5 protein-coding genes are annotated in these 7,015 nt (G+C 63.9%); 3 read left to right on the top strand and 2 right to left on the bottom strand.

Annotation, left to right across the window (positions count from 1 at the left end; genetic code table 11):
* The 3 genes from secD to AC5RWX_RS28460 form a co-directional block, all read left to right on the top strand.
* Positions 1–1,417 (top strand): protein translocase subunit SecD (secD, locus tag AC5RWX_RS28470; protein ID WP_494099602.1); only part of this gene is annotated, 1,417 nt, incomplete at its 5' end.
* Positions 1,417–2,439 (top strand): protein translocase subunit SecF, encoded by a 1,023-nt coding sequence (gene secF, locus AC5RWX_RS28465; protein WP_494099601.1) that lies wholly within the window; start codon positions 1,417–1,419, stop codon positions 2,437–2,439. The genes secD and secF, both read left to right, overlap by 1 nt.
* Before the next feature lie 130 nt (positions 2,440–2,569).
* Entirely contained in the window at positions 2,570–4,960 is a 2,391-nt protein-coding gene (locus AC5RWX_RS28460; RefSeq protein ID WP_494099600.1) for a RelA/SpoT family protein, read from the top strand.
* Here the strand turns inward: AC5RWX_RS28460 and AC5RWX_RS28455 are convergent.
* Both AC5RWX_RS28455 and AC5RWX_RS28450 read right to left on the bottom strand, forming a co-directional pair.
* Positions 4,841–5,578 carry a type IV toxin-antitoxin system AbiEi family antitoxin gene (locus AC5RWX_RS28455; protein WP_494099599.1) on the bottom strand — a complete coding sequence of 246 codons (738 nt, stop codon included), beginning with the start codon at positions 5,576–5,578 and terminating at the stop codon, positions 4,841–4,843. The genes AC5RWX_RS28460 and AC5RWX_RS28455 overlap by 120 nt on opposite strands.
* A gap of 113 nt (positions 5,579–5,691) precedes the next feature.
* A partial coding sequence (locus AC5RWX_RS28450) for a DUF349 domain-containing protein (protein ID WP_494099598.1) occupies positions 5,692–7,015 on the bottom strand: 1,324 nt, incomplete at its 5' end.

Genomic DNA, 7,015 nt, shown 5'->3' with positions numbered 1-7,015 from the left:
GGCCTCCGCTGACATGAATTTCCGCCCCGTCCTCCTCAACGGAGCGGGCGCACCTGTTCCGGAGGAGTCGCGGGCACCCGAGGACCAGCTGCCCAAGCCGACGGCGGAACCCACCAACAGCAGCGACACCAACTGGATCACGCCGGAAATCTACCGGCAGTTCGAAGCCCTGGACTGTGACAACCCGTCCCAGGATGAGCAGGAACGTTCGGATCCGGCAAAGCCGCTGGTGACCTGTGAGCCGGCTTCCGAAACGAACCCCGCCATCAAATACATCCTCGGTCCGGTGGAGGTCAAGGGCAGCAACATCGTCACGTCCTCCTTCCAGCTCCAGCAGGGTGCGCAGGGCGCCGTCACGAACGAGTGGGCCGTCAACATCCAGTTCGACGACGAGGGCACGGCGAAGTTCAAAGAGGTCACCGAACGCCTTAACCAGTTTTACGTGGCCGCCGGCGGCGACGCCGGTAACGACCCCAAGGCCCAGTTCGCCATTGTGCTGGATGACCAGGTCATCTCTGCTCCCCGCTCGCTTGCCGTCATCACGGACGGCCGGCCCCAGATCACCGGCGGCTTCACGGAACAAACCGCCAAGGCCCTGTCGGACCAGCTCCGCTTCGGCGCGCTGCCCATAAGCTTCGAGATCCAGAGCGAGCAGCAGATCTCTGCCACCCTTGGCGGCGAACAGCTGCGCATGGGCCTCCTTGCAGGCGTGATCGGCCTGCTGCTGGTGGTGGTGTACTCGCTCTTCCAGTACCGGGCCCTCGGCTTCGTGACCATCGCCTCGCTGGTGGTGGCCGGCATCCTGACCTATCTCGCCATCGCCATCCTGGGCTGGACCGAAAACTACCGGTTGTCCCTCGCCGGTGTGGCCGGCATCATCGTGGCCATCGGCCAGACGGCGGACTCGTTCATCGTCTACTTCGAGCGCATCCGTGATGAGCTCCGCGAGGGACGCGGCCTGGTGTCCGCCGTCGAAAACGGCTGGAAGCGGGCCAAGCGCACCGTCCTGGCTTCCAAGGCCGTCAACCTCCTTGCGGCCCTTGTCCTGTACTTCGTGGCTGTGGGCAACGTCCGCGGCTTTGCCTTCACGCTTGGCCTCACCGCCATCGCCGACCTCATCGTGGTGTTTATGTTCACGCACCCCACCCTGCAGCTGCTGGCGCGCACCAGGTTCTTTGGTGAAGGCCACCGGCTGTCCGGCCTCGACCCCAAGCGTCTGGGTGCCGTGCCGCTCTACCGTGGTGCAGGCCGCATCCGCACCCCTGAAGACAAGCCTGCCGCCGCCGTGGTCCGCGCCAAGAACGCTGGTGCCGCGGCCGAGGCCGAACGCCGCATGACCATTGCCGAGCGCCGGATGGCGCAGAAGCAGGAGCAGCTCGCAGGCTCCTCAAAGTCTGCAGCGAAGGAGAACAAGTAATGCCAAGCTTCGCTAATTTCGGCAACGAGCTCTACACGGGCAAGCGCTCCTACAACTTTGTAGGCGCCAAGAAAATCTGGTTCATCATTGCGGCGGTTGCCATTGCGCTGTCCATTCTTATTCCGGTGGCCAAGGGCGGGTTCAACCTCGGCATCGAGTTCCGCGGCGGGTCCGAATTCACGGTCTCAAACGTCCAGACCACTGACGCGTCCGTGGGCGAAAAGGCCGTCACCGATGTAGTGGAGGGCAGCGTTCCGCGCGTAGCCAACGTGGCCGGGACCACCATGCGGATCCAGACCGACAAGCTCACCGACGACGAGACCCTTCGCATCAAGGAGGGACTCACCGCAGCCTACGGCGTAACCGACAACGAAGTGACGTCAACGTTTGTGGGTCCGACGTGGGGTGCTGACGTGACCAGGCAGGCACTGATCGGCCTGGTGATTTTTGTGCTCCTGGCTGCGGTGCTGATGGCGTTGTACTTCCGCACCTGGAAGATGTCGCTCTCGGCAATCGCCGGCATGGTGGTCACGATGTTCGTCACAGCGGGGGTTTACGCCCTCAGCGACTTCGAAGTCACCCCGTCCGCCATTATCGGGTTCCTGACCGTCCTGAGCTACTCGCTCTATGACACTGTGGTGGTGTTCGACAAGATCCGCGAAAACACCGCCGACCTGGACGCGTCAACCCGGCGGAGCTTTGCGGAGGAAGTCAACCTGGCCGTGAACCAGACCCTGGTCCGCTCGATCAACACCATGATGGTGGCAATCCTCCCCGTGGGCGCCATCCTGTTCATTGGTGCAGGCCTGCTGGGAGCGGGAACCCTGCGCGACCTCTCGCTTGCGCTGTTTGTCGGCATCCTGATCGGGACCGCAGCCACGATTTTCGTCGCCGCTCCCATGTATGCCTGGCTGCGCCAGAACGAGCCCGATCTGGTCAGGCAGGCCAAGCGCGTGGAACACCGCCGGGCAGAAGCTGCCTCCAGGTCCGGATCCACTGCCGTGGAGCCGGTACAAACCTGAGCAGCTTGCCGGGCCGGGCAGTGTCAGAACCTTGACGCTGCCCGGCCCGTCTAGTTCTAACGGCCGGTTTAAAAAGTCCCCCGGCGGAGGAATAGACTGAAGTAATTAAACGGTGGTGAGGGGTGCTTCATTGGAAGAACGTTCGGCGTCGGTGCCAACGGCACAGGGAGATAAAAGTCCTGCCGGTCTGCAGACCGGGGCGGCCGCTTCCGCGCGCTCAAGTTCGCTGGTCCCCGTGGACAACTCGGGGTCCCGTCCCACTTTCCCCGGCCGGAGGGAACGCACCCGCTCCAGGCTCGCCCGCCTGACCGGACGCAGCGCGGCAAATTACTCGCCCATCCTCGAGCCGCTGCTGAGGACAGTAAGGGCCAACAATCCCAAAGAGGATTTTGACCTGATCCAGCGTGCCTTCGACGTGGCGGAACAAAGCCACCGGGGGCAGAAGCGCAAGAGCGGCGATCCCTACATCACCCACCCGGTGGCGGTTGCCACCATCCTTGCCGAACTGGGACTGAGCGGGACAACCCTGGCGGCAGCCCTCCTGCACGACACCGTCGAGGACACCGCCTACACGCTCGCTGACCTGAAGCGCGATTTCGGCCCTGAAGTGGCCATGCTCGTCGACGGCGTGACCAAGCTGGACAAGGTCAGCTTCGGGGAAGCAGCCCAGTCCGAGACAGTGCGCAAGATGGTTGTGGCCATGGCCAAGGACATCCGCGTGCTGATGATCAAACTTGCCGACCGGCTTCACAACGCCCGCACGTGGCGTTTTGTCTCCGCCGAATCTTCCGCCCGCAAGGCCCGGGAAACGCTGGAAATCTTTGCCCCGCTTGCCCACCGCCTGGGTATGAACACTATCAAGTGGGAGTTGGAAGACCTCTCGTTCGCGGCGCTCTATCCGAAGGTGTACGAAGAGATTGTCCGCATGGTGGGGGACAGGACCCCGGAGCGGGAAAAGAGCCTGAGCGTTATCCGCGACCAGATCACGGAAGACCTGCGCACTGCCAAGATCAAGGCCACCATCACCGGGCGTCCCAAGCACTACTACTCGATCTACCAGAAGATGATTGTCCGCGACAAGGACTTTGACGACATCAATGACCTCATGGGTGTCCGCGTCCTGGTGGACTCCGTCCGGGACTGTTACGCGGCACTTGGAACAATGCATTCGCGGTGGAACCCGCTGCCGGGCCGGTTCAAGGATTACATCGCGATGCCCAAGTTCAACATGTACCAGTCGCTGCACACCACGGTGATCGGCCCGGGCGGGAAGCCTGTGGAAATACAGATCCGGACCCACGAGATGCACCGCCGCGCCGAATACGGCGTCGCAGCACACTGGAAGTACAAGGACCAGCCCAACCGGACCGCCGTGGGCCCGGGAAGCCCCCGCGACGGCGACATGGGTTGGCTGCGTTCGCTGGTGGACTGGCAGCAGGAGACGTCGGATCCCGGCGAGTTCCTTGATTCGCTGCGGTTCGAGATCAACGCCCGTGAGGTATTCGTTTTCACCCCCAAGGGTGAGGTTATGGCTTTGCCGGCAGGGTCAACTCCGGTGGACTTCGCGTATGCGGTCCATACTGAGGTGGGGCACCGGACCATCGGCGCCCGGGTCAATGGAAAGCTGGTTCCGCTCAACAGCGAGTTGAACCACGGCGACTGGGTGGAGATCTTCACCTCCAAGGCCGAAGGTGCCGGGCCCAGCCAGGACTGGCAGCACTTCGTCAAGAGCGCCAGGGCCCGCAACAAGATCCGGCAGTGGTTCAGCAAGGAACGCCGTGAAGAGGCGATCGACCGCGGTAAGGAACTGCTGACCCGGGCCATGCGGAAGCAGAATCTTCCCTTGCAGCGCCTGATGACACACGAGGCCCTGGCTGCAGTAGCCGAGGAATTCAAGTATGTTGACATTTCCGGTCTCTACGCCGGGGTGGGGGACGGGCACACCTCCGCACAGTCGGTCATGGAGAAGCTCGTCGAAAGCCTTGGCGGCAATGAAAGCACCGACGACGACATCACCGAAGTCAGCGTCCCCACCCAGGTCACCAAGGCACGGTTCTCCGATTCCGGCGTTGTAGTCCGCGGCGTGGGCGACGTCTGGGTAAAGCTTGCCCGCTGCTGTACGCCGGTGCCGCCGGATCCCATCCTGGGTTTCGTGACCAGGGGCTCAGGGGTTTCGGTGCACCGCACCGACTGCACCAACATCTCCGACCTGAAGGACCAACCGGACAGGATTGTGGACGTTGACTGGGCGCCCACCCAGTCCAGTGTGTTCCTGGTGGAGATACAGGTGGAGGCGCTGGACCGCAAATCGCTGCTTTCGGATGTGACGCGCGTGCTGTCCGAAAACCACGTGAACATCCTTGCAGCCAGCGTCCATACCTCGACGGACCGGGTGGCCATCTCAAAGTTCGCCTTCGAGATGGGGGACCCCAAGTACCTGCACCACGTCCTCAGTGCGGTCCGCCGCATTGATGGGGTTTTCGACGTTTACCGCACCACCGGGAACAAGCGCCGGAACTAAACGGGCCAGCTTTTCCAGCGCTGCTTTCTTATGGGGAACGCGGGGGCTGGCGTCGATGGCAAGCACGAGCAAACGCAGTCGCACATCGTTCTGCGGCCGGGCGAGCAGCCGCTCGAGCGTGGGCACGGCGCGTTCGGCCTCCACATGCAGGGCGACATCGAGGGCAGTCCGCAGGGGGCTGGACACCATCAGGCCGCCGAGGCTGACCACGTCGAAGGGCCCAAGCTTGACCTCATGCAGCGTGCAGCCCCTGGTGTTCCGAAGGCTGGAAACCCGCCGCTTCGCGTCCACCAGGAGGGCAATCCGGTCCGGTTCGCCGGCGCAGCCGTAGATCCACGCCGCCGTCATTCGGCCCGCGACTACCCGCTGGCGGATTGCAGCGGGGACTGTCCCCGCTGCAGCCCGTGCACGCAGCTGCGGAGAGGCCGTGGCTCCCGGCAGCGTGTAGCCGTGCTGATGGAAACGTTCCAGCAGGCCGTCCGAGGCCAGGGATTGCAGCTCCGGCGACGCAAAAGGCAGTCCAGGGGCATACAGCTCAGGGAAACGGTGTGCTGCTTCCCCGCCCTGGCCGGGGTCCATGCCGCGGTTTGCGGAGGGAGCAGGTGATGGAATCGCCATCCACCCATCCTGCCGCCCCTGCGCTTAACAGGGACAGGCCCGGCTCCGGATATGTGGATAACCGGAGCCGGGCCTGCAGTAGAACGCCGGACTGGATGAGTCAGGCGATAAGGCTAGGTCAGTTCACTGGCCGAGCGCTGGATCTGGTCAAGCCATGCCTGCCGTGCTTCGAGAGCTTCCTGTGCAGCCTTGATCCGGCGCTGGTCGCCGGTTTTTTCTGCCTTGGCGAGATCGTCCTGCAGCCCGGCAATGGCGGACTCCAGCTGGGAGAGGGCGCTGTTGGTGCGTGCTTTCCGCTCCGGGTTGGACCGCTGCCACTGTTCTTCCTCAGCGTTGCGCACGGCATCCTCCACCTTGCGAAGCCCCGCCTCAATGCGTCCCATGTCTGCCCGCGGGACCTTGCCGGCCTCTTCCCAGCGGTCACGGACGGACTGCAGGGCCTTCTTGGCGGCGGCGAGGTCCTTCACCGGGAGGATCGCGTTGGCTTCGGTCAGAAGGGCTTCCTTGACCGTGAGGTTTGCCGCGTACTCCTGGTCGATTTCGTCATTGGCAGCCTGGCGGTTTGTGAAGAAGACGTCCTGGGCGGCACGGAACCGCGCCCAGAGGGCGTCGTCGTCCTTGCGGCTGGCCCGCGGGGAGGCCTTCCACTGGTCCATCAGGCGGCGGTACTCGCCGGCGGCGAAACCCCAGTCAGTGGAAGTGGACAGGGCTTCCGCTTCTGCGATCAGCTTTTCCTTGGCGGACTTTGCAGCTGAGTTGTTGCTGTCCAGCTGTGAGAAGTAGGCCCGGCGGTGGCGGTCGAAAACAGTGCGGGCGGCACGGAAGCGCTTCCACAGGGCGTCCTCGTTGCTGCGGCCCAGGCGGACTCCGCTCTTCTGCGCGGTCTTCCAGCTCTCGAAGAGCTCATTCATCCTGGCGCTGGAGGTCTTCCACTGCGTCTGTGCCGGATCCTGCCCGGAAATCTGCTCGGCTTCTGCAACAATTGCCTCGCGTGCGGCGAGCTCGGAAGCGCGGATGGCGTCGTGCTCTGCCTTTTCCGCCTTTTCCAGCTCCGCGATCTGGGTGGAGAGCTCGTCGAGGCGCGCCTCGGCCGACCGGAGGTCGCCCACCATGTTCCGTTCGGCCAACTGCTCGCGGAGGTGCGTGACGGTCTTCTGCATGTCGGCGCTTGGAGCCTTGGAGCTGACGCGCTGCTCAAGCAGGACAATCTGGGATACCACGTCGTCATATTTGCGGGCAAAGTACGCCAGGGCTTCGTCGTCGCTGACGTCCGGGTACTGGCCGACGAGGTGCTCGGCGCCGTCAATGGTGAGGAAGACGTGTCCGTCGCCTTCGACGCGTCCCCACTTTGAGGCTTCCGCCAGTGAGGTGGACGGAACCGTGGGGACCGGTGCTGCGGCAGGCGCGGCGGCGGGCTTGGTGCGGGAGGCGAAGGCG

The organism is Arthrobacter sp. SPT-J7, from assembly GCF_059089965.1.
The sequence above is the reverse complement of the archived record's forward strand: the minus strand, read 5'-3'. Positions and strand labels throughout refer to the sequence as shown.